The 24,981-nt window shown below is 70.3% G+C and carries 22 protein-coding genes; 14 read left to right on the top strand and 8 right to left on the bottom strand.

Annotated features, from left to right (window positions below; translation table 11 throughout):
* Nucleotides 1–19: 19 nt before the first annotated feature.
* Nucleotides 20–763, bottom strand: a complete 744-nt coding sequence (locus ABTV91_RS01290; RefSeq protein WP_433852845.1) for a GntR family transcriptional regulator — start codon at nt 761–763, stop codon at nt 20–22.
* A 14-nt stretch (nt 764–777) separates the two neighbouring features.
* Nucleotides 778–2,019, bottom strand: a complete 1,242-nt coding sequence (locus ABTV91_RS01285) for an acetyl-CoA hydrolase/transferase family protein (protein ID WP_433852844.1) — start codon at nt 2,017–2,019, stop codon at nt 778–780.
* 136 nt (nt 2,020–2,155) lie between these two features.
* On the opposite strand from ABTV91_RS01285, the gene ABTV91_RS01280 reads away from it, so the two are divergent.
* The 7 genes from ABTV91_RS01280 to ABTV91_RS01250 are packed head-to-tail and all read left to right on the top strand — an operon-like array spanning nt 2,156 to nt 11,024.
* Complete coding sequence (locus tag ABTV91_RS01280; RefSeq protein WP_433852843.1) at nt 2,156–3,517, top strand: MmgE/PrpD family protein; 1,362 nt, start codon at nt 2,156–2,158, stop codon at nt 3,515–3,517.
* Nucleotides 3,508–4,899: an MmgE/PrpD family protein gene (locus ABTV91_RS01275; RefSeq protein ID WP_433852842.1), complete on the top strand. Its 1,392-nt coding sequence runs from the start codon at nt 3,508–3,510 to the stop codon at nt 4,897–4,899. Before ABTV91_RS01280 ends, ABTV91_RS01275 begins: the two co-directional genes overlap by 10 nt.
* Nucleotides 4,896–6,293, top strand: a complete 1,398-nt coding sequence (locus ABTV91_RS01270; protein ID WP_433852841.1) for a phenylacetate--CoA ligase family protein — start codon at nt 4,896–4,898, stop codon at nt 6,291–6,293. Before ABTV91_RS01275 ends, ABTV91_RS01270 begins: the two co-directional genes overlap by 4 nt.
* A 10-nt stretch (nt 6,294–6,303) precedes the next feature.
* Nucleotides 6,304–7,701 carry an amidase gene (locus ABTV91_RS01265; protein ID WP_433852840.1) on the top strand — a complete coding sequence of 466 codons (1,398 nt, stop codon included), beginning with the start codon at nt 6,304–6,306 and terminating at the stop codon, nt 7,699–7,701.
* Entirely contained in the window at nt 7,698–8,954 is a 1,257-nt protein-coding gene (locus tag ABTV91_RS01260) for a CaiB/BaiF CoA transferase family protein (protein ID WP_433852839.1), read from the top strand. Before ABTV91_RS01265 ends, ABTV91_RS01260 begins: the two co-directional genes overlap by 4 nt.
* A complete protein-coding gene (locus ABTV91_RS01255; RefSeq protein ID WP_433852838.1) occupies nt 8,951–9,709 on the top strand; it encodes a hypothetical protein in 759 nt (252 codons plus the stop codon). Before ABTV91_RS01260 ends, ABTV91_RS01255 begins: the two co-directional genes overlap by 4 nt.
* Nucleotides 9,696–11,024, top strand: coding sequence for an MFS transporter (locus tag ABTV91_RS01250; protein ID WP_433852837.1), 1,329 nt, complete (start codon nt 9,696–9,698; stop codon nt 11,022–11,024). The genes ABTV91_RS01255 and ABTV91_RS01250 overlap by 14 nt, the downstream gene beginning before the upstream one ends.
* Before the next feature lie 92 nt (nt 11,025–11,116).
* Here the strand turns inward: ABTV91_RS01250 and ABTV91_RS01245 are convergent, their stop codons facing one another.
* The 3 genes from ABTV91_RS01245 to ABTV91_RS01235 form a co-directional block, all read right to left on the bottom strand.
* On the bottom strand, nt 11,117–11,587 hold the full coding sequence (locus tag ABTV91_RS01245; protein WP_433852836.1) for a hypothetical protein: 471 nt from the start codon (nt 11,585–11,587) through the stop codon (nt 11,117–11,119).
* Nucleotides 11,588–11,670: 83 nt separating this feature from the next.
* Entirely contained in the window at nt 11,671–12,150 is a 480-nt protein-coding gene (locus tag ABTV91_RS01240) for a tRNA (cytidine(34)-2'-O)-methyltransferase (protein WP_433852835.1), read from the bottom strand.
* A gap of 114 nt (nt 12,151–12,264) precedes the next feature.
* Nucleotides 12,265–12,660 carry a hypothetical protein gene (locus tag ABTV91_RS01235; protein ID WP_433852834.1) on the bottom strand — a complete coding sequence of 132 codons (396 nt, stop codon included), beginning with the start codon at nt 12,658–12,660 and terminating at the stop codon, nt 12,265–12,267.
* A 467-nt stretch (nt 12,661–13,127) separates the two neighbouring features.
* Here ABTV91_RS01235 and ABTV91_RS01230 point away from each other — a divergent pair, with 467 nt between their 5' ends.
* The 4 genes from ABTV91_RS01230 to ABTV91_RS01215 all read left to right on the top strand — a co-directional run bounded on the left by ABTV91_RS01230 (nt 13,128) and on the right by ABTV91_RS01215 (nt 19,020).
* On the top strand, nt 13,128–15,986 hold the full coding sequence (locus ABTV91_RS01230; RefSeq protein WP_433852833.1) for a M16 family metallopeptidase: 2,859 nt from the start codon (nt 13,128–13,130) through the stop codon (nt 15,984–15,986).
* 98 nt (nt 15,987–16,084) lie between these two features.
* A complete protein-coding gene (locus ABTV91_RS01225; protein ID WP_433852832.1) occupies nt 16,085–16,396 on the top strand; it encodes a DUF4156 domain-containing protein in 312 nt (103 codons plus the stop codon).
* A 332-nt stretch (nt 16,397–16,728) separates the two neighbouring features.
* Nucleotides 16,729–17,745: a 3-oxoacyl-ACP synthase III gene (locus ABTV91_RS01220; protein WP_433852831.1), complete on the top strand. Its 1,017-nt coding sequence runs from the start codon at nt 16,729–16,731 to the stop codon at nt 17,743–17,745.
* A 180-nt stretch (nt 17,746–17,925) separates the two neighbouring features.
* Entirely contained in the window at nt 17,926–19,020 is a 1,095-nt protein-coding gene (locus ABTV91_RS01215; RefSeq protein ID WP_433852830.1) for a Fic family protein, read from the top strand.
* Nucleotides 19,021–19,197: 177 nt separating this feature from the next.
* Here the strand turns inward: ABTV91_RS01215 and ABTV91_RS01210 are convergent, their stop codons facing one another.
* Together ABTV91_RS01210 and ABTV91_RS01205 are read right to left on the bottom strand one after the other, a co-directional pair.
* A complete protein-coding gene (locus tag ABTV91_RS01210) occupies nt 19,198–19,926 on the bottom strand; it encodes a UPF0149 family protein (RefSeq protein ID WP_433852829.1) in 729 nt (242 codons plus the stop codon).
* A 154-nt stretch (nt 19,927–20,080) separates the two neighbouring features.
* Nucleotides 20,081–20,668, bottom strand: a complete 588-nt coding sequence (locus ABTV91_RS01205; protein WP_433852828.1) for a uracil-DNA glycosylase family protein — start codon at nt 20,666–20,668, stop codon at nt 20,081–20,083.
* A 116-nt stretch (nt 20,669–20,784) separates the two neighbouring features.
* Here ABTV91_RS01205 and ABTV91_RS01200 point away from each other — a divergent pair, with 116 nt between their 5' ends.
* The gene (locus ABTV91_RS01200; RefSeq protein ID WP_433852827.1) at nt 20,785–21,495 is read left to right on the top strand and encodes a hypothetical protein; all 711 of its coding nucleotides are present in this window, start codon (nt 20,785–20,787) and stop codon (nt 21,493–21,495) included.
* A 130-nt stretch (nt 21,496–21,625) separates the two neighbouring features.
* The gene (locus ABTV91_RS01195; RefSeq protein WP_433852826.1) at nt 21,626–22,516 is read left to right on the top strand and encodes an alpha/beta fold hydrolase; all 891 of its coding nucleotides are present in this window, start codon (nt 21,626–21,628) and stop codon (nt 22,514–22,516) included.
* 154 nt (nt 22,517–22,670) lie between these two features.
* Here ABTV91_RS01195 and ABTV91_RS01190 read toward each other — a convergent pair whose 3' ends face one another.
* Nucleotides 22,671–23,102 (bottom strand): YkgJ family cysteine cluster protein, encoded by a 432-nt coding sequence (locus ABTV91_RS01190; protein WP_433852825.1) that lies wholly within the window; start codon nt 23,100–23,102, stop codon nt 22,671–22,673.
* A gap of 101 nt (nt 23,103–23,203) precedes the next feature.
* On the opposite strand from ABTV91_RS01190, the gene oleC reads away from it, so the two are divergent.
* Nucleotides 23,204–24,844 carry an olefin beta-lactone synthetase gene (oleC, locus tag ABTV91_RS01185; protein ID WP_433852824.1) on the top strand — a complete coding sequence of 547 codons (1,641 nt, stop codon included), beginning with the start codon at nt 23,204–23,206 and terminating at the stop codon, nt 24,842–24,844.
* Nucleotides 24,845–24,981: the final 137 nt, after the last annotated feature.

The raw sequence follows: 24,981 nt of genomic DNA, 5'->3' as shown, positions 1-24,981 counted from the left end.
GGCCTTCGCGGCGTTCCGTCTACTGCCGGTGGTTGCGCGAGAGCACCATGGAGTAGGCGAAACGGCCCGGAGGATGCAGGCTGGTCGCCAGCATCAGCAGGCGGCCGTCGGCATCGCGATAGCGGCGCTGCACGCGCATCGCCGGTTCGCTCCGGCGGATCTCCAGCAGCCTGGCGTCGTCGGCGTCGAAGGACGCCGCATCGAACACCTGCTCCACGCGCGACAGCCGCGCCGGATCGAGGAAGCTGGCCACGGTGCGCGCGGTGCTGGCCGCATCCAGCAGTCTGGCCGCCGGAACGCCGGCGCGCACCGGCACCAGCATTTCGGTCACCGCGACCGCCAGCCGCGCCGGCTCTTCCAGGCGCAGGCCGCGCAGGCGCAGGTATTCCTTGCCCTCGCGGATCTCCAGCCGTTGCGCCGTCGCCGCGTCGGCCACCAGCCGCCCGGTCTCGACGATCTTCAGGCGCGTGGTGTTGCCGTACTGCATCAGCGTGTCGACGGTGTCCACTTCGTGTTCGTAGCGCATCGCCGCGCTCTGCGCGATCACCCGCGTGCCGGCGCCCGGCCGGCGCTGTACCAGGCCGGCGGCGATCAGCTGGGCCAGCGCCGCGCGCGCGGTATGGCGGCTGACCTCGAAACGCTCGCACAGTTCCAGTTCGGTGGGCAGCAGCGTGCCGACGGGATATTCGCCCTTCTCGATGGCGGCCTGCAGCAGGTCGCCCAGCTCGGCGTAGCGGGGTTTGCTGCGGCGCATACCGGTCATGTGTGCGGGTCCTTTCATAGCCTGAGCGAGAGGTCGTGCCAGCTGCGTTCCAACGATTGCCGGTGTTCCGGCGCCGCGATGGCGATCAGCGCGCGGGCACGGGCATGGACGTCGAGATGGCGCAGATCGGCGATGCCATGTTCGCTGACGATGCAGTCGGCATCGACGCGGGCAACGCTGACCGGGCCGGCGGGCAGCACCGGCACGATCCGGCTTTCGCCCTTCGGGGTGGCGGCCGGAAGCGCAATGATGCCGCGTCCGCCGGGCGATTGGCGAGCGCCCTGCAGGAAGTCGGGCAGGCCGCCGACGCCGCTGAGCTGGCGGCCGGACAGGAACTCGCCGTTGACCTGGCCGAGCAGGTCGACCGACAGCGCGCTGTTGATCGCGGCCAGGCGTGGAATCGCGCCCAGCACGGCGTGGTCGTGGGTATGGCCGACCTCGCGGAAGCCGACCACGCGCGGCACTGCCTCGTACAGCGCCTGCGTGCCCAGCGCCACGCCGGCCACCACCGCGTCGGGCGCTGCCGACAGCGCGCCGGATTCGAGCAGGCCGAGCAGGCCATCCGAAACCATGCCGCTGTGGATGCGCAGGTTGCGGCGCCCGCGCAACGCGCGCAGCACGCTCGATTGCAGGCGTCCAAGCCCCAACTGCAGCGTCGCGCCGTCTTCGACCAGCCCGGCGACGTTCGCGGCCACGCCATCCAGCGCGGCGTCGGCGGGCGGGTCGGCGACCTCCAGCAGCGGCGCGTCCTGCTCGATCGCCGCGTCGATGCGCGCCAGCGGAATCGACGGTCCGCGCGTGCGCGGCATGCGCGGGTTGATATGGGCCAGCACGCGCCGCGCGCGCGGCCACACCGCCGGGGTGAAGTCGCAGGCCACGCCGAACGAGCAGTTGCCGTCGTCGTCGGGCGGCGCCACCTGCACCAGCACCGTGTCGAACACCGTCCCGCTCAGCCAGCGCCATGCGGCGGTGTAGGTGATCGGCAGGTAATCGACGCGTCCGTCCAGCCAGGAAGCGCGCAGGTCGGCGCTGAGGAACAGCGTGCGCTGCCGCGCCCGCGGGTGCAGCCCGGCGAAATCGAAGGTGTTGACGGTGGGAATGTGCACGCCGGTGAAGCGCAGGCCCGCGCAGCGTTCCGGCGCCGCGCGCAGCCAGCGCTCGAACAGCAGCGAATGGCCGGCGCAGCCCGGCGCGAACACCTCCGGCCCCCGCGCGAGCAGGTCGAGGAAGGTGTCGGCATCCAGCGGTCTGGGCATGGGCGAGGATTGCGGCGTGCGGAAGATGGATCATATGATATGTCCGGACATTTGGGCTATGCTGCGGACGCCAGACTGCGTCCCGCATGCAGCAGCGCCAGTCCCGACCTCCACCGCCGAGTTGAACCGCAGCGCGATGCCCGCTTCTTCCGCCAGCCTCACCGAACAGCTCGCCCGGCGCCTGCGGCAACCGGTGGACGCCCCGGCGCGCCGGCGCGCGGCGCTGCTGATGGTCGACTGGCTGGGCTGCGCGCTGGGTGCGTCGCGGTATCCGCTTGCGGCGCAGCTGCGGCCGCTGGTGCGCGCGCAGCCGCCAGGCCGCGCGGCCGCGCTCGGCGCGGGCCGGCGCGATGCCGGCGACGCGCTGCTGCTGAACGCCGCGCTCGGCAACGTGCTGGAGATGGACGACGTGCACCGCGGCGCGATCCTGCATCCGGGGCCGGTGGTGATTCCGGTCGCGCTGGCCGCGGCGCAGGCCGAAGGCGCCGATGGCGCCGCGCTGCTCGACGCGGTGGTGCGCGGCTATGAAGCCACCATCCGCATCGGCCGTGCGCTGGGGCGCGGCCACTATCGTTACTGGCACCCCACCTCGACGGCCGGCGCCTTCGGCGCGGCCGCGGCGGCGGGCTCGATCCTGCGCCTGGACGACGACGCGCTGGCCGACGCGCTGGGCACGGCCGGCAGCCGCACCGGCGGGTTGTGGCAGATGCGCCACGAGCCGGTGCCGACCAAGTCGCTGCACAACGCCGAGGCCGCGCGCAGCGGCTGGCTGGCGGCGAAGCTGGCGCTGGCCGGCGTGCGCGGCCCGCGCCGCATCCTGGAAGGGGAGCAGGGCCTGTTCGCCGCCACCGCGCCCGACGCCGATCCGCTCGCCGTCGTGGCCGGGGGCGGCGACTGGCTGATCCACGACACCAGCCTGAAACCCTGGCCGGCCTGCCGCCACGCGCATCCGGCGATCGACGCGATGCGCGACGCGATGGCAGGGCTGCCCCCCGGCGCGCGGATCGACGGCGTGGAACTGTGGACCTACGCCGAGGCCCTGCGTTTCTGCGACCGGCCGGAACCGCGGGACGAAGCGCAGGCCAAGTTCAGCCTGCAGCATGCGCTCGCCTCCGTGCTGGTGCATGGCCGCCCACAGCTGGCGCACTACACCGCCGAGGCCTGCGGCGACGCCGAGGTGGCCGCGTGGCGCGGCCGCATCGTGCTGGCCGAGGATGCGGCAGCCAGCGCGCGTTTCCCCGCGCATTACGGCGCGCGCGTGCGGCTGCGGCTGGAGGACGGGCGTTGCGTGGAAGCCGGGCGCGTCGATGCCTGGGGCGATCCGGAATGCCCCATGCAGCCCGACGAGGTCGTGGCCAAGGCGGTGGAGCTGGCGCGCTGGGGCGGCATATCCGCCGGGCTGGCGCAATCCCTCTTCGGACAGGTGCGGGCGCTTGCCGACGGCGGCAGTCTGGACGGCCTGGACACGGTGCTGGCGAGGGTGGACCCATGCGATTGACCGAAGCCCTGCTGCGGCACGCGCGCACGCTGCGTTACGAGGATCTCGCCCCGGAAGCGGTGGCGGCCACGCGCACGTTCGTGATGGACTCGCTGGCGGTGGGACTTTCCGGCTCCGGCCCGCAGGTGCCGCTGACCGCCGCCGTGCGCGACAGCGTCGCCGCCTACGGCAGCGGCCGCGGCGCGCGCGCCTGGGTCACCGGCGAAATGCTGCCGGCGGCCAGCGCGGCGATGCTCAACGGCTACCAGATCCACAACCAGGAGTTCGACTGCGTGCACATGCCCGCGGTGGTGCATCCGATGGCGGTGATCATGGCCTCGCTGGTGGCCGCCGCCGAGCGGCGCGCCCACATCGACGGCGCGGCGAGCGATGGCCGCGCGCTGGTCGCCGCGCTCAACGTCGCCGTGGACGTGGCCACCCTGCTGGGCATCAGCGCGCGCGCGCCGATGCGCTTCTTCCGCCCGGCGATGTGCGGCGCGCTGGGCGCGGCCCTGGGCATCGCCCACCTGCACGGCGCCGACGAAGCGCTGCAGCGGCGCATGCTCGGCCTGACCTACAGCCACCTGTCAGGCACCATGCAGGCGCATGTCGAAGGCTCGCCCACGCTGGCGCTGCAGGTCGCGCTCAACGCCCGCGCGGTGCTCAGCTGCTGGGAACTGGCACGCAACGGATTTCCCGCGCCGCGCGAGGTGCTCGAAGGACCCTTCGGCTACCTGCCGTTGATCGAGGGCGGCTTCGATACCGGCCCGGCCCTGGCGAAACTGGCGGCGCGCGAGGCCCAGATCCTCGACGTCAGCCACAAGGTCTTCCCCACCGGCGGCGCCGCGCACGCCGCGCAGGACATGCTGATGGAACTGCGTCAGCAGCATGCGCTGGGCCTGGACGACGTGGCGTCGGTCGCGCTGCAGGCGCCGCCGCTGGTACGCCGCCTGGTCGGCCGCCCGTACGTGGGTGGCATGGAAACCAGCTATGCGCGGCTGTGCCTGCCGTTCCTGCTCGGCACGGTGCTGCTCGATGGCCGGGTCGGGCTGTCGGCCTACACCGCCGACCGGCTCGCCGACCCGCGCCTGGCCGCATTCGCCGGCAATGTGATCCTCGTGCCGAACGATTGCGAGGACCCCAATGCGCTGGTGCCGCAATCGATGGTGCTGACCCTGCGCGACGGCCGCGTGTTGCGCGGCCACCGCGACGCCGCCATCGGTTCGCCGCAACGCCCGCTGTCGCGGGCGCAGCAACTGGAAAAGTTCCACCACTGCCTGGACCACGCCGCGCGCCCGTTCGACGCCGCGCGCCGCGCCAGCCTGATTTCCCACTTCGACCAGCTGCAGGACATCGACGATGTGCGGCGGCTGGTCGACCTGCTGATCGTCGAGACGCCATGACCCACCCGACCTATTTCGAATCGTTCGACGTGAAGGAACTGCTGCGCCAGTTTCCGCTGGACCAGGCCTTCACCGACAAGTTCAGGCGCACCAGCCGCGAGCAACTGCGCGCCGAGCAGAACGCCATGTTCCTGCGCTGCGTCGCCCGCGCCTGGCAGATCCCGTTCTACCAGCGGCTGTGGGGCGGGGCCGGCATCGTGCCGGGCGACATCCGCAGCCTGGACGACATCACGAAGCTGCCGGTGTTCGGCAAGCACGAGATCATGGCCTCGGTGGAAGCCTGTCCGCCGCTGGGCGATTTCCACGGCTGGCGCGACGGCACCACCGCCGGCGACAAGCCGCTGGTGTTCCACACCACCTCCGGCACCACCGGCCGGCCGCAGCCGCTGGTGTTCTCGCCGCATTCGCGCGAGGTGCAGAACCTGCTGCTGGCGCGGTTGTACCGCTGGCACGGCATGCAGGCCGGCGACGTCGTGCACTCGGTCTACGGCCACGGCATGATCAACGGCGGCCACTACGTGCGCGAGGCGGTGACCCACTTCACCCAGGCGCTGTTCTGCTCGGCCGGCACCGGCATCGAGATGCGCTCGGCGCAGCAGGTGCAGCTGATGAAGAACATGGGCGCCACGGTGATCGTGGGCTTCGCCGACTACATCAAGAAGCTGGCCGACGTGGCGCGCGAAAACGGCCTGGAACCGGGCCGCGACATTCCCGTGCGCATGATCTGCGGCCACCTTGGCCGCGAATCGCGCGAGTCGCTGTCGGCGGCCTGGGGCGGCGCGCAGCTGTACGACTGGTACGGTGTCGGCGACACCGGCGCGATCGCCGGCCAGGGCCCGGACCAGGATGGCCTGTACCTGATGGAGGACGCGCAGTACGTGGAGATCCTCGACGTGGACAGCGGCGCGCCGGTGGCCGACGGCGAGGCCGGCGACATGGTGGTCACCTGCCTGTACAAGGACGACATCTACCCGATCATCCGCTTCAACACCCACGACGTGACCCGGGTGCTGACCACGCCGTCGTCGCTGGGCCTGAACCTGCGCCGCATCGAGGGCTTCCTCGGCCGCAGCGACAACATGGTCAAGATCCGCGGCATCAACGTGTTCCCGCAGGCGATGGCGCCGGTGCTGGAGGAACACGCCGCGTTCGCCGGCGAGTTCATCTGCATCGCCAGCCGCGACGACGCCGGCCGCGACGACCTCGCCGTGCACGTGGAAACCCGTGGCGCGCTCGACGACGCGGCGCTGGCCGCCGAGTTCGCCGCGCTGCTGCGGCAGAAGCTGGGCGTGGAGATGGGCGTGGTACTGGCCGCGCCGGGCGCGCTGGCGCCGCTGACCGGGATCGAGGTGCGGCAGAAGCCGGTACGCCTGATCGACAAGCGGTTCGGCTGAGGACGGGCGCGTGAGCAGGGCCGACGCACAGCTTCTTGGCCAGGACATGACCGCGCAGGCGGCGCTGCTGGCCTCCGGCGCGGTGAGCTGCGTGGAGCTGGTGACGCAGCAGCTGGCGGCGATCGAGGCCAGCCAGGCGGCCATCAACAGCTACCTCCATGCCGATGCCGGTGCCGCGCTCGCCGCGGCGGCGGAGTCGGACGCGCGCCGCCGCGACGGCCACGGGCGCGCGCTGGAAGGCCTGCCCATCGCGGTGAAGGACAACATCGACGTGGTCGGCATGGTCACCACCGCCGGCATGGAAACGCGCCGCGGCAATGCCCCGGCGCCGGCGGACAGCCCGGCCGTGGCCGGCCTGCGCCGCGCCGGCGCGCTCGTCCTCGGCAAGCTCAACATGCACGAAGCGGCGCTGGGCGCGGACAACGACAACCCGTTCTACGGCGCCTGCCACAACCCGCATCGCCCCGGCTTCACCCCTGGCGGTTCCAGCGGCGGCAGCGGCGCGGCGGTGGCGGCCGGGTTGTGCGCCGCCGCGCTGGGCACCGACACCATGGGTTCGGTGCGCATCCCCGCCAGTTATTGCGGCGTGGTCGGGCTGAAGCCGAGCTGGGGCGCGGTCAGCACACGCGGCAGCGTCGCGCTGTGCCGGCGGCTGGACCACGTCGGGCCGCTGGCGCGCTCGGCGCGCGACCTGCGCCTGCTGCTGCCGGCCATGGCCGGCTACGACCCGGACTGCGCGCAGTCGCGCGGCATCGTGTTCGCGCCGCCGCGCGAAGGGCCGCTGCGCATCGGCGTGGTCGATTTCGGCGACGGCGCCGGGATCGATGGCGACGTGCAGACCGCGTTCGATGAAGGACTGCGCCTGCTGTCCGCGCTCGGCCACGGCCTGCAGCCGCTGCCGGCGCCGGGCTTCGCGTCCGGCCGCGCGCGCCGCGCCGGGCTGCTGATGTGCGAGGCTGAACTGCTGGTCGAACACGCCGACGACTGGGCCGGCGACCGCAGCCGCTTCTCGCCGCTGCTGGCGAAGCTGATGGGTTGGGCCGAGGGCCGCAGCGCGGCGGAACTGGCGGCCGCCTCACAACGGGTGGACCGCGCCCAGGTGCAACTGCAGCAGTGGCTGGCGCGCTGCGACGTGCTGGCGATGCCGACCGCGCCGCAGCGCGCCTTCGCCTTCGGCACGCCGGTGCCGGCCAACCAGGCCGACCTCACCGCCTACGCCAACATGGCGGGCAATCCGGCGTTGTCGCTGCCGTTGCCGGTGGCCGCCGGCGAGCTGCCGGTGGGCATGCAGCTGGTCGGCGGCATCGGCGAGGAATACACGCTCATCGGCCTGGCCGAAGCCCTGCAGCAGGCGATGGCCTGGCAGCCGGCGATCCCCGATGCCTGCACCGCATGGTGGCCGCGATGAACCTGCTCGACGGCGTACGCGTGCTCGACCTGTCGCGCATCCTGGCCGGGCCGTGGGCGACCCAGGTGCTGGCCGACTTCGGCGCCGACGTCATCAAGGTCGAGCGTCCCGGCGCGGGCGACGACACCCGCGGCTGGGGGCCGCCGTTCCTGGAGGATGCCGACGGCAACGACACCACCGAGTCGGCGTACTACCTGTGCGCCAACCGCGGCAAGCGTTCGGTCGCCATCGATTTCACCCTGCCGGAAGGGCAGGCGCTGATCCGCGCGCTGGCCGCGCGGTGCCAGGTGCTGGTGGAGAACTACAAGGTCGGCGGGCTGGCGAAATACGGGCTGGACTACGCCAGCCTGCGCGCGGTCAACCCGGCGCTGGTGTACTGCTCGATCACTGGTTACGGGCAGGACGGTCCGTATGCGCAGCGCGCCGGCTACGATGCGGCGATCCAGGCCATCGGCGGCCTGATGAGCGTGACCGGTGAGCCGGACGACGCGCCCGGCGGTGGACCGCAGAAGGTAGGCGTGGCCGCCACCGACCTGATGACGGGCATGTACGCGGCCACCGCGATCCTGGCCGCGCTGCGCCATGCCGAGCGCAGCGGACAAGGCCAGCACATCGACCTGGCGCTGCTCGACACGCAGGTGGCCTGGCTGGCCAACCAGGCCTCGAACTGGCTGGTCGGCGGCGTCGTGCCGGAGCGGCAGGGCACCGCGCATCCGAACATCGTGCCGTACCAGGTGATGCCGGCGGCCGACGGGTATTTCATGCTGGCGGTCGGCAACGACGCACAGTTCGCGCGTTTGTGCGGGGTGATCGGCGAGCCGCAGCTGGCGGCCGATCCGCGTTATGCGACCAACGCCGCGCGCGTGGCGCATCGCGCCGAGCTGGTGCCGCTGCTGCAGCAGCGCCTGCGTACGCGCCCGGCCGCGCACTGGCTGGCCGCGCTGGAACAGGTGGGGGTGCCGGCCAACCCGGTCAATCGCATCGACCAGGTATTCGACGATGCACAGGTGCAGGCGCGCGGCCTGCGCATCGAACTGCCGCACGCCAGCGGCGGCACCGTGGCGATGGTGCGCAACCCGCTGAAGTTCTCGGCCACGCCGCTGCGCTACGGGCAGGCGGCGCCGGTGCTGGGGCAGCACACCGCGCAGGTGCTGGAAGAAATGCTGGACATCGATGGCGGCCGGTTGGCCGCGTTGCAGGCCGGGGGCGTGGTGCAGACCGTCCATCCATCCAACGAGGGAGAGACCGAATGAAGCGCATCCTGTTGCCGTTGTTCGCCGTGCTGTGCGCGATGTCGCCATTGGCCGGCGCCGTTGACGAACCGCTCGATGCCCGCCGGATCGTGCAGATGGCCCACGCCGCCGCGGGCGGCGACAGCTGGAAGCGCCCCCGCACCCTGCACCTGACCGGCACGGCCGTGCTGTACGCCGACGGCACCGCCGCCAGTCGCAGGGAGGTGTCGCATTACGAGATGTGGCGCGAGTTCCCGGCCTGGAACCGGGCCGCGCACGGCGCCAACGGCAGGTTCCGGCTCGATGCGCGCAACGGCGATGCCACGCTGTACCAGATCAGCTACGACGGCAAGGACACCTGGAACGACAAGGGCAGGGTGGAGCAGGCCGAGGCCTCGCGCGAATGGAGCGAGAACTTCGGCTTCGGCATCATCCGCTTCGCGCTCGACGACGGTTTCGTGTTGACGCGCATGGCCGACGACCAGGTGGAAGGCCGCGCGGCATGGACGGTCCGCGTCGCCGATCCGGGCGGCGCCACCACGATGTTCTGGATCGACCAGGCCGACCACACCGTGCGCAAGGTCGGCTTCGCCACGCCGCGCGGCTGGCACGAGCGCATCTACAGCGATTTCTACATGGTGCCGCAGCCCCGCTTCCAGCAGCCGGGGCGGGTGCGGCTGTACTACGGCGGCGCGCTGGTCAGCGACATCCGCTGGACGCGCGCGGTGGTGGACGCGCCGATCGCGCACGAGATCTTCGTGCTTGGCGGGCGCTGAGACGGTGACGGCGGGCACCGCACCACGGCAGGGCGCGCGCGCCATCGCCGCGGCGGTGGCCGGCACCGTGTTCGAGTGGTTCGATTTCTTCCTGTACGGCTCGCTGGCGGTGGTGTTCGGCCGCCAGTTCTTTCCGCCGGGACATGAGACGGCAGGGCTGCTGTCCGCCCTGGCGGTGTTCGGTGCCGGCTGGGTGGTGCGGCCGCTGGGTGCGCTGATCTTCGGTCGCCTGGGGGATCGCATCGGCCGCCGCCGCACCTTCCTGGTCACCATCGTGCTGATGGGCATCGCCACGGTCGGCATCGGCGCCTTGCCCACCCATGAAACAGCCGGCCTGCTGGCGCCGGTGCTGCTGGTGGCGTTGCGGCTGTTGCAGGGCATCGCCGTCGGCGGCGAGTTCGGCGGCGCGGCGACCTACGTCGCCGAGCATTCCACGCCGGCGCGGCGCGGGCTCAACACCTCGCTGGTGATGGGCACCGGCACCCTGGGACTGCTGCTGGCGCTGGGCACCATCACGGTCTGCCGCGGGGTGCTGGGCGAGGCCGCATTCGAGCAATGGGGCTGGCGGCTGCCGTTCCTGGCCTCGGTGCTGCTGCTGGCGCTGTCGGTGTACATGCGCCTGCACCTGGCCGAATCGCCGGCGTTCGAAAAGCTGCAGCGTGAGGGCCGGGTGGCGGCCTCGCCGCTGAAGGAGGCCTTCGGCGACCGCAGGCATGTGAAGGCCATGCTGCTGGCGCTGGCGACCATGACCGCGGCGCAGGGCGTGGTCTGGAACGCGGGCCAGTATTTCCCGCTGGTGTTCCTGCAGAAGCCGCTGGGGCTGGACGTGGGCACGGCCGGCGGGCTGATGATGGTCGCGCTGCTGCTGGCGGCGCCGCTGTTTCCACTGGCCGGCTGGCTGTCCGACCGCCTGGGCCGGCGCCCGGTCATCATCACCGGTTTCCTGTTGGCCGCTTCGACGCTGCTGCCGGCGTTCCGCCTGCTCGCTGCCAGCGTGCGGCCGGAGCTGGCCTGGCTGCCCGCGCTCGCGGTGCTGTGGTGGCTGTCGTTGCCGGTGGCGCTGGTCTGCGGCCCGGCTTCTGCCTATCTGGTGGAACTGTTCCCCACCCGCATCCGCTACAGCGCCATCGGCCTGCCCTATCACCTGGGCAACGGCTGGTTCGGCGGCTTCATGCCGTTCGCGACCGCGGCGGTAAGCGCCCACTACCACAGCGATTTCGCCGGGCTGGTCTATCCGACTGCGATGGCGCTGATCTGCGGCCTGCTGGCGTTGTGGCTGATGCCGGAAACGCGGCTGTGGGATATCGACCGATAGCGGCGTCCGGAGAACCGGACCCGGGCCAAGGCGGTACGCCGCATGTCGCCGCCGGGGCAAGCCCGGCGGTGTGGCAGCATCCCGTCGGCGGATCAGGGCCGGTTTTCGGGTTGGCTCAGGCCGGTCTTGCGCATGGCTTCCATGCTCCGCTCGCGCGCGGCGGCGCGTTCGGCCACGGTCATGCAGACGGTCTGGGTGCGGTTGCTGCCGGTCAGCTGCTCGCGACGGCACACCAGGCGGCTGTCCGCGCGTGCCTTGGCGAGCAGGGTGTTCACCAGTTCCTGGTCGTTCACGACTTCCACCTGCGCGGTCGGGTGCAGGCTGGACAGGACCGCGTCGTCGCCGAGCCTGCCGCTGATCCGCGAAAGCGCGTTGACGATCTGCGCGCGGTCGCCCTGGCTCAGCTCACTGTAGGTCTTGTGATCGGCAAGGTCGGCGTGGATGCGCTGGACCTGCGCGGCAATCGGCCTGCTGGTATCCAGGGCCGGCGCCGCCGAGGAGGCATGGACCGGGCCGACGACGGCCAATCCGAACAGGGCTGCAACAACAATGGCTCGAAGCATCGTTCTTCCGTGAGTGGCGCATGGGGTCGCGCGGAGCGCCGAGCATACGGCATCGATCCACCGGCGGACTTTGCGCCTGGAGGTCAGTTCCCGCCGGGAAATCCATGCTGCCGCCAGGCCTCGAACACGACCACGGCGACCGAGTTGGACAGGTTGAGGCTGCGGTTGTCCGGCTGCATCGGCAGGCGCAGGCGGTGGCCGGCGGGCAGGGCGTCGAGCAGTTCCTGCGGCAGGCCGCGCGTCTCCGGTCCGAACAGGAAGGCGTCGCCGTCGGTGAATCCCACCGTGTCGTAGCGCACGCTGGCGCGGGTGCTCATGGCGAACAGGCGGTTGGGCGCGATGCGCGCCAGCGCCGTGTCCAGGTCGGGGTGGACCTGCAGGCGCGCGTATTCGTGGTAATCCAGGCCGGCCCGCTTGAGCTGCCTGTCGCTGAGGTCGAAGCCGAGCGGTTCGATCAGGTGGAGCCGGGCGCCGGTGTTGGCGCAGAGCCGGATCACGTTGCCGGTGTTGGGCGGGATCTCGGGCTGGTACAGCAGTACGTGGAAAACGGGCGGGGCGGTCATCGGCGGAGTTTACGCCGTGGCCGTCGCGCTAGGACCTGTCCGCGCCGCCGTGGCCGGTGGCGGGCGATGCCGCGTGGGACTGCGACGCGGACAGATCCGGATCGGGACGATGGCTCACTTGGCGACCATCCCGTTGGCGACCTGGCCCAGGGTGCCGGTGGCCAGTTCGGTGGCCAGCGCCTGGACCTGCTGCGCATCCGGGCGGACGGTGATGGCCGGCAGCGAGACCATCCACTGGCCGATGCTGGCGCCGATCGCGACCGGGGTATGCGCGGCCAGCTGGGCGGCGGCCTGCTCGGCGGCCAGCTCGACGATCTGGCCGGCGGTCGGGCGCACCTGCACCGACGACAGGGTGGGGATGGCGCTGCTGCGCTCATGTTCGGCCTGGGCCAGCTGGTCGGCGGACGGGCGGACCTGCACGGTTTCCAGGGTGACAATGTCGGCGGCATGCGCGGAAGCGGCGAAGCCGGCGGCGAGGACGATGGCGATGGCGAAGGACTTTGTGTTCATGGCGGGGCCTGTTTGGTGTGTGTGAACGGTGGTGTGGTAGTAAAGTAATACACCAAATCTCGGGATGCAAGGAATTTTTCGCTTTCCTTCGATTTGTTCAGCGTCCAGTCATGAATCATTTGATCGCTCCTGGTCGCAGTTTTAGACGAGCAGGATGCGTGCCAACTCCAGTCGATTGATTGATAAGGATATTTTCTCGGATCGAAGTGTCCGCTGTCCGGACACCCCCGGCTGGAGGCCTGTGTCCGCGGACATCGGACGTGGTGTGCGGCGGTTCCGGCAGGTGGCCGGCCGCCGATGGAAAGGCCTGCGGTGCCGGAATGCGGCCCGTCCGTGCGCGCGTCGCACCCATACAGCGCGCTGCTGGACCCGCGCATGCCCCCCGTCACCCATGACCCATGGCGTATGCCGCCCGATGCGCGCGCGGTTAGGATCGGCGTTCACATTCATTGCTCAAGGAAAGTGGGATGAACGCAGCTGCACCCCGGACCGCCCTTCTCGCCGCCGCGCTCGGCATCGCCCTCGGCGGATTTGCCGGCACGCCGCTGGCCGCCGCGGCGACAGCCCCGGCCGCCGCGCCGTCGGTGGATATTCCGTTCGAGGAGTTCACCCTGCCCAACGGCCTGCGCGTGGTGGTGCACACCGACCGCAAGGCGCCGATCGTGGCGGTCAACATCTGGTACCACGTCGGCGCCAAGGACGAACCGTCCGGCCGCACCGGCTTCGCGCACCTGTTCGAGCACCTGATGTTCCAGGGCAGCGAAAACCACGACGGCGAGTTCTTCGAACCCTTCAAGCAGGTCGGCGCCACCGACCAGAACGGCACCACCAACACCGACCGCACCAACTACTTCCAGAACGTGCCCACCACCGCGCTGGACATGGCGCTGTGGATGGAGTCCGACCGCATGGGCCACCTGCTCGGCGCGATCGACCAGGCCGCGCTCGACGAACAGCGCGGCGTGGTGCAGAACGAAAAGCGCCAGGGCGAGAACCAGCCCTATGGCCAGGTGTGGGACAAGCTGACCCGCGCCCTGTACCCGGCCGGCCACCCGTACCACCACGGAGTGATCGGCTCGATGAACGACCTCAACGCCGCCTCGCTGGACGACGTGAAGACATGGTTCCGCACCTGGTACGGCCCGAACAACGCGGTGCTGGTGCTGGCCGGCGACATCGACGTGGCCACCGCCAAGGAAAAGGTCGCCCGCTACTTCGGCGACATCCCGGCCGGCCCGACCATGGCCCAGCCGAAGGTGGACGTGGCCCAGCGCGCCGCGTCCACCCGCGAGGTGATGACCGACAAGGTGCCGCAGGCGCGCATCTACCGCGCCTGGAACGTGGCCCAGGTCGGCACCACCGACATCGACCAGCTGCAGCTGTTCGCGCAGGTGCTGGGCGGCGCCAAGTCCTCGCGCCTGGACCAGCGCCTGCTGCACCAGGACAAGCTGGTGGACAACATCGGCACCATGGTCGGCCCGTCGCAGCTGGGCTCGAACTTCATCATCATGGCCACGGTCAAGCAGGGCGTGGACCCGGCCAAGGTCGAAGCGGTCATCGACGAGGAGCTGAAGAAGCTGGTCGCCAACGGCCCCAGCGCCGATGAGCTGGCGCGCGCCAAGACCGCGTTCCGCGCCGGCTTCATCCGCGGCATCGAACGCATCGGCGGTTTCGGCGGCAAGGCCGACGCGCTGGCCGAGTGCGCCGTGTACGAAGGCGACCCGGGCTGCTTCCGCACCTCGCTGGCCAACATCCAGAACGCCAGCGCCGCCGACGTGAAGGCGGCCGGCGCGAAGTGGCTGGGCGTGGGCGACCACACCCTGGTGGTCGAGCCGGGCGAGCGCGTGGCGCTGGAGGAACTGCCGTCGGGCAAGCCGGCGCCGTTCGACGTGCCGGCGGTCGACACCAAGTACCGCGCGCTGCCCTCGCAGGTGGACCGCAGCGCCGGCGTGCCCAAGACCGCGGCCTTCCCCGAACTGAAGTTCCCGCAGCTGCAGCGCGCCACGCTGAAGAACGGCACGCAGGTGGTCCTGGCCGAGCGCCACGACATCCCGGTGGTGCAGTTCAGCTACGAGTTCCCGGGCGGCTTCACCGCCGACCAGGGCCGCAAGCCGGGCACCGCCAACTTCACCATGGGCATGCTCGACGAAGGCGCCGGCAAGCTCGGCTCGCTGGCCTTCGCCGATGCCGCCGACGCGCTGGGCGCGCGCATCGGCGCCGGCGCTTCGCTGGACGGCGCCAACGTCTACCTGTCGGCGCTGAAGGAGAACCTGGCGCCGTCGCTGGCCCTGTACGCCGACGTGCTGCGCGCGCCGCGCTTCGACCAGGGCGAGATCGACCGCATCAAGGCCACCTGGATCGCCGGCATCAAGCAGGAGAAGGTCAACCCGAACGCGGTGGCGATGCGCGTGCTGCCGCCGCTGCTGTACGGCAAGGGCCATCCGTACGCGATCCCGTTCACCGGCAGCGGCGACGAAGCCGCGATCCAGGCGCTGGGCCGCGACGACCTGGTGTCCTTCCACAAGGATTGGGTGCGCCCGGAGAACGCCACTCTGGTCGTGGTCGGCGACACCACGCTGAAGGAGATCGTGCCGCTGCTGGAGCGCCAGCTCGGCGACTGGAAGGGCGAAGGCGCGGCGCCGAAGGTGGGGGCGCCGTCCGCGGTCGCCCGTCCCGACAAGGCCCGCGTGTACCTGATCGACCAGCCCGGCGCGGTGCAGGCCAACCTGTTCGCCGGCCAGGTCGTGCCGTCGACGATGGATGCCGGCGCGACCCGCTTCGACATCGCCAACGGCGTGCTGGGCGGCGACTTCACCTCGCGCCTGAACATGAACCTGCGCGAGGACAAGCACTGGTCCTACGGCGCCCGTTCGAGCGCCAGCGGCGCGCTGGGGCAGCGGCCGTGGATGGCGGTGGCGCCGGTGCAGATCGACAAGACCGGCGATGCGATGAAGGAGATGCAGGCCGAGATCAGCCGGTTCGCCAGCGGCCAGCGCCCGCCGACGGCCGAGGAGGTCGCGCGCATCCGCAACATCCAGACGCTGAGCCTGCCGGGCGCGTACGAAACCGCCTCGGCGGTGATGAGCACCATCGGCGGCATCGTGCGCTACCAGCGCCCGGACGACTATGTGTTCAAGCGCAAGGCCGAGATCGAGGCGATGACCCCGGCGCAGGTGGCCGAGGCGGCGAAGACGCTGGACCCGTCGAAGCTGACCTGGGTGGTGGTCGGCGACCTCAAGCAGACCGAGGCGCCGGTGCGCGCGCTGGGCCTGGGCGAGGTGATCGTCATCGACGGCGACGGCAACCCGGTGCCGGCCGGCAAGTAAGGCCTGCCGCGGCTCGCCCTTCGCCGGGCGGGCCGCGGATCATCACCGATTCATCCCTGCACGGCACAATCCGTGCCGATCCCCCAAAGGACCCTCCCATGCGCCTTCTGATCCTGTCCGCCCTGATCGCCAGCACCGCCGCCTGCACCTGGGTGCCGATCGAAAGCGGGGGCAAGGCGGTGCGCGTGCTGCCGGCCGGCCCGGTGGCGCCGGGCTGCGTGGCCAAGGGCGAGATCGTGGTCTCGGTCAAGAGCAAGGTCGGCTTCTACAACCGCAACCCGCTGCGCGTGCAGGAAGAACTGGAAACCCTGGCGCGCAACGAGGCGCCCAGCGCCGGCGCCAACGCCATCCAGGCCCTGGCCCCGCCGGCGGACGGCAGCCAGCGCTACAGCGCCTGGCAGTGCCGCTGACGTCCCTGCGCCTCCGGCTCGGTCTTCGACGGCCTCGCGCCGCCTGACGAAGGTCCGCGAACCGGACGCGCCCCAACACGCCGGCATGGCCTGCATCGGCTGCCGAAGCGCCGAGGTCCTTCGCCGTATCGAACGCCCCGCCCGTTCCGCTGTCCGCGGACCGGGCTTCCAGGAGCGCTCCGGCGGCCGCAACCGCCTTGCCGGCCAAGGCTTTGCTCGGGCGGCGTGACCGTCCGGCGTCCATACGCAGCGGCCGTAAACCGTTAAAGATGCGTCAAGAGGATGCAGCCGCTAGAATGACGCCCCCTTCGCCTGAGTCTTGGCGCCTTCCGATGCCTTTCCAGAATGTCTCGATCGCGGGACTGGCGCATGTCGACGCGCCGCACACCCTGACCTCCAAGGAAATCAACGAGCGGCTGCAGCCGACGCTGGACCGTCTGGGCATCCGTGCGGACATGCTGGGCGATGTCGCCGGCATCCACGCGCGCCGCCTGTGGGACCAGGGTACCCAGGCCTCGGACGCGGCCACCATGGCCGGACGCAAGGCGCTGGAAGACGCCGGCGTATCCGCCGACCGCATCGGCCTGCTGGTCAACACCTCGGTCAGCCGCGACTACCTGGAGCCGTCCACCGCCTCCATCGTTTCCGGCAACCTGGGCATCGGCGACGACTGCGTCACCTTCGACATCGCCAATGCCTGCCTGGCCTTCATCAACGGCATGGACGTGGCCGCGCGCATGATCGAACGCGGCGACATCGACTACGCGCTGATCGTCGACGGCGAAAGCTCCAACCTGGTCTATGAAAAGACCCTGGAGCGCATGATGGCCCCGGACGTCACCGCCCAGCAGCTGCGCGACGAGTTCGCGGCGCTGACCACCGGTTCCGGCGCCGCCGCCATGGTGCTGGCCCGCGCCGAGCTGGTGCCCGACGCGCCGCGCTACAAGGGCGGCGTGACCCGCGCGGCCAACCAGTGGAACAAGCTGTGCGTGGGCAACCTGGACCGCATGGTCACCGACACCCGCCTGCTGCTGATCGAAGGCATCAAGCTGGCCACCAAGACCTTCGAGGCCACCCGCCAGGCGCTGGGCTGGGCGGTGGACGAGATCGACCAGTTCGTCATCCACCAGGTCAGCCAACCGCACACCAATGCCTTCATCAAGGCCTTCGGCATCGACCCGAAGAAGGTGATGACCATCTTCGGCGAGCACGGCAACGTCGGCCCGGCCTCGGTGCCCATCGTGCTGAGCAAGCTGCGCCAGCTGGGCAAGCTCAAGAAGGGCGACCGCGTCGCGCTGATGGGCATTGGTTCGGGCCTGAACTGCACCATGGCCGAGGTGGTCTGGTAAGCAACGACGGAACCGCTTCCTATCGCTTCCGGACGCCCGCGGGTCCTGCCTGCGGGCGTTCGTGTTTCTGGCCCCGGGGCTGGATACATGTAAAGAAAACAGGAAAATTTGTACACGATGAAATGGACGTGTATAAAAAACCCCTGTTTCTTTTAGCCACCGGCTAACGGGGGAATCATGGTGCTGGCACCCCTGTCGCGGATTGATCCTCGCCGTTTTGAAACGGTGCCCGTGTTCCGTGCCTTGGTATCGGCCAACCGTGCGCTGGCCGAACTCAAGGGGTTGGCCGCCAGCATTCCCAACCAGAACATCCTGATCAATACGCTTACCTTGCAGGAAGCGCGTGACAGTTCGGCCATCGAAAACATCGTCACCACCCAGGACGACTTGTATCGTGAGGATGACCCCGCCGAAGCGGTTGGCACTGCCACTAAGGAAGTATTGCGCTACGGTCAGGCACTGCGAGCCGGTCATCGACAGGTACGAGAGAGTGGCCTGCTGACCCTCAACACCGTCCTCGGCATCCAGCAGCAACTGGAATGCAACCAGGCCGGGTTCCGCCGGTTGCCGGGCACGGCGCTGCGCGATGGCGTTGGTCGTGTGGTGTATGAACCGCCACAGGACGCCAATGAAGTGCGTCGGTTGATGGAGGAGCTGGAGCGCTTCATCCATGACGACCCGCCCTGCGCGGTCGATCCATTGGTGAAGATGGCGCTTATCCATCATCAGTTTGAAAGCATCCACCCGTTCTACGACGGCAATGGTCGAACCGGTCGCATCGTCAATGTGCTCTATCTGGTCAAGGAAGGCCTGCTCGATATCCCGGTGCTGTACCTGAGCCGTCATATCGTGCGTACCAAGCCGGACTACTACCGCCTGTTGCAGAGCGTGCGTGACGATGACAACTGGGAGGAGTGGGTGCTGTACATGCTGCGGGCGGTGGAGGTCACCGCCACGGAGACGCTTGGTACGGTCCAGGCGATCAAGACGCTGTTGCAGCAGACCAAGCAACGCATCCGTGGCGAATACAAGTTCTACAGCCAGGACCTGATCAACAACCTGTTCAACCACCCCTATACGCGGGTCGATTTCCTGCGCCGCGATCTCGGCGTTTCCCGCCTTACCGCGACCAAGTACCTCGATACGCTGGCTGCTGACGGCGTGTTGGAAAAAGTACGATCGGGGCGCAACAACTACTACATCAATCACGCCCTGTTCGAACTGCTGGCGCGTGGTGATGATCCCGCCGGAACCGGAACCGGAACCGGAACCTGACGCGAGGCGAGGCGAGGTCTGGGGCGCACTGGACACGGGGCTGGAACGCGCCGGGCGAGCGCGGAATCTACGCGGGGCGGATAGGCTGGGGATGCAAACCCCGGCCCGGTGTTCCGCGTTCGGGCAGGCCGGGGCTCCCTTGCCCGGCATTGGCGGGCAGGGCAGGCCTGCGCCTGCTCAGTTCAGCCCACAGCACTTCTTGTATTTCTTCCCGCTGCCGCAGGGGCAGTCGTCGTTGCGGCCGGGTTCCGCTTCGCGGCGGATCGGCACGCGCGGGGTCAGGGCGTCGACGCGGTGGTGGTTGAGGTCGGCCAGCATCGCCGGCAGCTCCATGCAGATATCCAGGCGTTCGCGGTAGGTGACCCTGGCCGGCGGGGCCTCCGGGTTCTCCGGGTCGATCCGTTCGCCGCTGGCCAGCTGGTCGAGCAGGTCGAAGATCTCCTCGATCCACGCGTGTTCGTCCAGCCAGGTGTCCCATTCGGCTTCATGCAGCATGACCGCGGTGAAGAAGCCCATCGCCCAGTCCCGGCCGACATCGAGCTCGGATTCGGCCAGGGCCTCCTCGGCCTGCTCCGGGTTTTCCGGCAGCCACATCAGCGGCGCGAGGTGGTCGGGAAGGTCCTCCCCTTCGAAGCGCGCGCGTGCGGCGCACATGTTCCAGTGGCCCATCAGCAGCTGCTGGACCTGGAGGGCTTCGTCCTCGTTGTTCCAGCGCGGCGGCTGGCCGCCCCAGACCTGCGGCTGCCATTGGCTGGGCGCCGCCGCCGCCGGCGCCACCACCAGCGCCGAGAGGAAGCCGTCCAGCGCTTCGAGGTTGAGGCCCTTGAACGGCGCCGCGCGCTGCTCGAGCAGGCTGGACAGCCGTTCGATCTGGTTGTCGTCGAGGAAGGAGGGAGGCGTGGACATGGCGGCCGCTGGATGGGTGGGGCGTGCATGGTAGTCGCTGCGGGCCTGGATCCCGCATCCGCGCGGATCGCAGCGGATCAGATCGGCAGCCGCGACGTTCCGCTTTGGCGGTATCCGGCGCTGGCCGGCATGGGGATCGCGGTGCTCGGCCGGCTCAGCCCACCAGCGCGTCGGCCACCCGCGCGCGCAGTACCGGCAGCAGGTCGCTTTCGAACCACGGGTTGCGCGCCAGCCACAGCCGGTTGCGCGGGCTGGGGTGGGGCAGCGGCAGCACGCCGCGCTGCAGGTGCTGGCGCCAGGCCTGCACGGTCCCGGTGAGCGTGCGGCCGCGTCGGTCGCCGAGCAGGCCGGCCTGTGCGTACTGGCCGATCGCCAGCGTCAGCCGCAGTTGCTCCAGCCGCGGCAGCAGCTGCGGGTGCCACGTGGGGGCGCATTCGGGGCGCGGCGGCAGGTCGCCGTTGCTGCCGGTGCCGGGGAAGCAGAAGCCCATCGGCACGATGGCGACCCTGGCGGCGTCGTAGAACGTCGGCCGGTCGATGCCCAGCCAGTCGCGCAGGCGCTCGCCGCTGGGATCGTTGAAGGGAATGCCGCTCTCGTGCACCTTGCGCCCCGGCGCCTGGCTGACGATCAGCAGGCGCGCGCCCGGCGAGGCCTGCAGCACCGGCCGGCAGCCCAGCGGCAACTGCGCCTGGCAGAGCCGGCAGGCGCGGATGCGTGCCATCAGCGCATCGAAGTCGTGCATGTCCTTCTTCCTCTCCCATGGCTGGAAGCGTGCGGGCGGTACGCCTGTGCCTGGATTATGCTCGGAGCGCGAAGCGCGCTTGCCGGCTTCGCGCTATCGAGCCATCAGGGGGCGTCATGGAAAACAGGGACAACGACAAGGGTGCTGCGGTGGAGAAGAGCGATCCGCCGGCACGGCAGGGGATGATCCGGCGCGCGCTGGGCTGGTACTGGGGGCAGCGCGACAGCGCGAGCAAGGGCGAACCGGTCAAGCGCACGCTGGTGGCGCTGGCCCTGCTCGCGGTGGGCGTGGCGGGCAGCGAGGCCTATGGCCATGTGCGCGACAGGTTCCGCGATCCGGACGCCTACCTGGTGCGCATGAAGGAAGACCAGGATGCCGCGTTCAAGAAACTGCAGGACAGCCTCGGCGCGCTCGGCAGTTCGGTGGACGGCGGCGGACGCGCGGCGCTGGCCGAGGTGAAGGGAGCGGTCGGGGAGATGAAGGCGATGAACGCGGGCCTGTTCGCCCAGCTGTCGCTGGCCAGGCAGGAGAACGAGCGGCTGTCGCAGGTGGCCGGCCGCCAGTCGGGGGTCCAGGGCGGCTACGACATCATCCTGTCCGAGAACACCGGGATGGCGCTGGATGCATCCTCGGTGCTGGGCGTGCAGACGATCCGCTCCTCCAGCGCACAGGTCAGCGTCAGCGCGGGTGGGCAGGACGACCAGACCCGATGGCTGAAAAGCGGGGATTCCATCGCCTACCAGAGCGCGGCCGGGCAGAGCTGCCGGGTGATCCTGCTGTCGATCGGGTCCGCCTCGTCGGCGTCGTTCAAGACGAGCTGCGGCTGAGCGGCGCTTCCGAACTGGTCAATCCGGCGGTTTGGCACGACAATCTGCCGCGCCCGCAACGGGCCATCCGTCCATCGTCCGCCGCCGGCAGCGTCCGCGGCGGACGTATCCGATCCAGACAGGTCCGCGCTTGAACTTTCCCGGTTATCCCGCCACCACCCGCCGTTTCGAGGTCCGTCCGGGCCTGTCGATGAACTACATCGACGCAGGCCCGCGCGACGGCGAGGTGGTCGTCATGCTGCACGGCAATCCGTCGTGGAGCTACCTGTGGCGGCACCTGGTCAACGGCTTGAGCGATAAATATCGCTGCATCGTCCCGGACCACATCGGCATGGGCCTGTCCGACAAGCCCGACGACAGCCGCTACGACTACACCCTGCAGTCGCGGGTGGACGACGTCACCGCGCTGCTCGACCACCTGGGCATCACCGGGCCGATCACGCTGGCGGTGCATGACTGGGGCGGCATGATCGGCTTCGGCTGGGCGCTGTCGCACCACGCCCAGGTCAGGCGGCTGGTCATCACCAATACCGCCGCCTTCCCGCTGCCGGCGGAAAAGCCGATGCCGTGGCAGATCGCCATGGGCCGGCACTGGAAGCCGGGCGAATGGTTCATCCGCACCTTCAATGCGTTCTCGGCCGGCGCCTCGTGGCTGGGCGTTTCGCGCCGCATGCCGGCCGACGTGCGCCGCGCCTACGTGGCGCCCTACGACAGCTGGGACAACCGCATAGCCACCATCCGCTTCATGCAGGACATCCCGCTGTCGCCGGCCGACAGGGCCTGGCCGCTGCTGGAGCGTGCCGCCGCGGCGCTGCCGTCCTTCGCCGACCGCCCGGCGTTCATCGCCTGGGGCCTGCGCGACATCTGCTTCGACCACCACTTCCTCACCGGCTTCCGCAAGGCGCTGCCGCAGGCCGAGGTGATGGCCTTCGAGGACGCCAACCACTACGTGCTGGAAGACAAGCACGAGGTGATCGTGCCGGCGGTGCGCGCGTTCCTGGAGCGCAATCCGATCGGCTGAGCCTCGGCTCCGATCCCGTAGGAGCGCACTTCAGTGCGCGATGAGGCTTTGCCGGTGAATCCCCGTCGCGCACTGAAGTGCGCTCCTACCGGCTGGGCGACGCGAAGGGACCGCAGCGGAGTGCAGTCCATGAAGGCGTGGCGCGGTTCCGCGCTTACGCCGCGACGGGGGTGTTCGGCGGGGAGGACGGACTGTTGCCGCTGTCGTCGGGATGGTCGTCGTCGTTGTCCGCCCCGTCGCGCCAGCGCCAGTCGGCCACGGTGAGCGGCGCCATGCCGTGGGCAATGCGCGCGCGGTCGCACTGCGAACTGGCCTTGCCGTACTCCCACGAGGCATCGACCTCGCGGCACACGCTGGGCCGGTTGGGGTGGATGCTGCAGCGCGAATACACGCCGATCTCCGAATCCAGCGCCACGCAGCGGATCGGGTCCGAATAGGTGCCGCGCATGCACAGGCGGTGCGCGTCCAGGCGCTCGGTCAGTTCGTGCGGCACGCCGCCCTCGGTGACCTCGTCCGATTCCATCCAGTGGAAGGCGACGCGGTACTGGGTGCAGCAGGCGCCGCAGGTGAGGCAGGGATGGAGCATGGCGGCCGGCCTTCGGGCGGCGGGATGGGCAGGGGAGGCGGAAAATTTTCCACGCGCCCGGGCCGCGCGCAAGAATTTTCTTCAGCGGCGACAATAGGAAGATGAACGAACCGTGCAACATCGCCGCGCGCCTGCCGCAACTGGCGCGCGAACGGCCCGACCAGGTCGCCATCCGCTGCCCGGGCCGGCCCGGCGCCGGCGGCATGGCCGCCTACGACGTCACCCTGGACTACCGCAGCCTGGACGCGCGCAGCGACGCCATCGCCGCCGGCCTGGCCGCGCATGGCATCGGCCGCGGCGTGCGCACCGTGGTGATGGTGCGCCCGGGGCCGGCGTTCTTCCTGCTGATGTTCGCCCTGTTCAAGATCGGCGCGGTGCCGGTGCTGGTCGACCCCGGCATCGACCGCCGCGCGCTGCGCCAGTGCCTGGACGAGGCGCAGCCGCAGGCCTTCATCGGCATCCCGCTCGCGCACGTGGCGCGGCTGCTGCTGGGCTGGGCGAAATCCGCCACGCGGCTGGTCACGGTCGGCAGCCGCTGGGGCTGGGGCGGCACCACGCTGGCGAAGATCGAGGCCGCCGGGGCCGGTGCCGGCAGCCAGCTGGCCGACACCGCGCCCGACGATGTGGCCGCGATCCTGTTCACCAGCGGCTCCACCGGGGTGCCCAAGGGCGTGGTCTACCGCCACCGCCACTTCGTTGGCCAGGTCGAACTGCTGCGCAACGCCTTCGGCATGGAGGCCGGCGGCGTGGACCTGCCGACCTTCCCGCCGTTCGCGCTGTTCGACCCGGCGCTGGGCCTGACCTCGGTGATCCCGGACATGGACCCGACCCGGCCCGGCAGCGCCGACCCGCGCAAGCTGCACGACGCCATCGCCCGGTTCGGCGTGACCCAGCTGTTCGGCTCGCCGGCGCTGATGCGGGTGCTGGCCGAATACGGCCAGCCGCTGCCGACGGTGACGCGGGTGACCTCGGCCGGCGCGCCGGTACCGCCGCAGACCGTGGCGAAGATGCGCCAGCTGCTGCCGGAGGACGCGCAGTTCTGGACGCCCTACGGCGCCACCGAATGCCTGCCGGTGGCGGTGATCGAGGGCCGCGAACTTGTGGACACCCGCGCGGCGACCGAGGCCGGCGCCGGCACCTGTGTCGGCCGCGTGGTGGCGCCGAACGTGGTGCGCATCATCGCCATCGACGACGCGCCGATCCCTGATTGGAGCGGCGTACGCGAGCTGCCCGCCGGCCAGGTCGGCGAGATCACCGTGGCCGGCCCCACCGCGACCGACAGCTACTACAACCGCCCGCAGGCCACCGCCGCGGCCAAGATCCGCGAAACCCTGGCCGATGGCGGCGCGCGCATCGTGCACCGCATGGGCGACGTCGGCTGGTTCGACGCGCAGGGTCGGCTGTGGTTCTGCGGGCGCAAGACCCAGCGCGTGGAAACCGCCGCCGGCCCGCTGTACACCGAACAGGCCGAGCCGGTGTTCAACACCGTGCCCGGCGTGCGCCGCACCGCGCTGGTCGGTGTGGGCGAACCCGGCCGGCAGCTGCCGGTGCTGTGCTACGAGCGGCTGCCCGGCGCCGACGCGGCGGCGGTCGAACCGCAGCTGCGCGCGCTGGCCGCGCGCCATCCGCACCTGGCCGGCATCGGCCATTACCTGTGCCACCCGGCGTTCCCGGTCGACATCCGCCACAACGCCAAGATCGGCCGCGAGAAACTGGCGTTGTGGGCGGCGGGTCTGGTGTGAGGCAAAAAGCACCCCTCCCCGGCCCTCCCCGCGCTGCGCGCAAGGGAGGGGGTAGGAACAGTACGCGGCGAACTGTGAGCGTTTCTCCCTCCCTTTCGCCGAAGGCGAAGGGGAGGGTCGGGGAGGGGTTAGCTTTT

The organism is Stenotrophomonas nitritireducens, assembly GCF_050984405.1.
GTDB classification, from domain to species: Bacteria; Pseudomonadota; Gammaproteobacteria; order Xanthomonadales; family Xanthomonadaceae; genus Stenotrophomonas; species Stenotrophomonas nitritireducens_B.
This window is presented reverse-complemented; position numbering and strand designations above follow the sequence as displayed.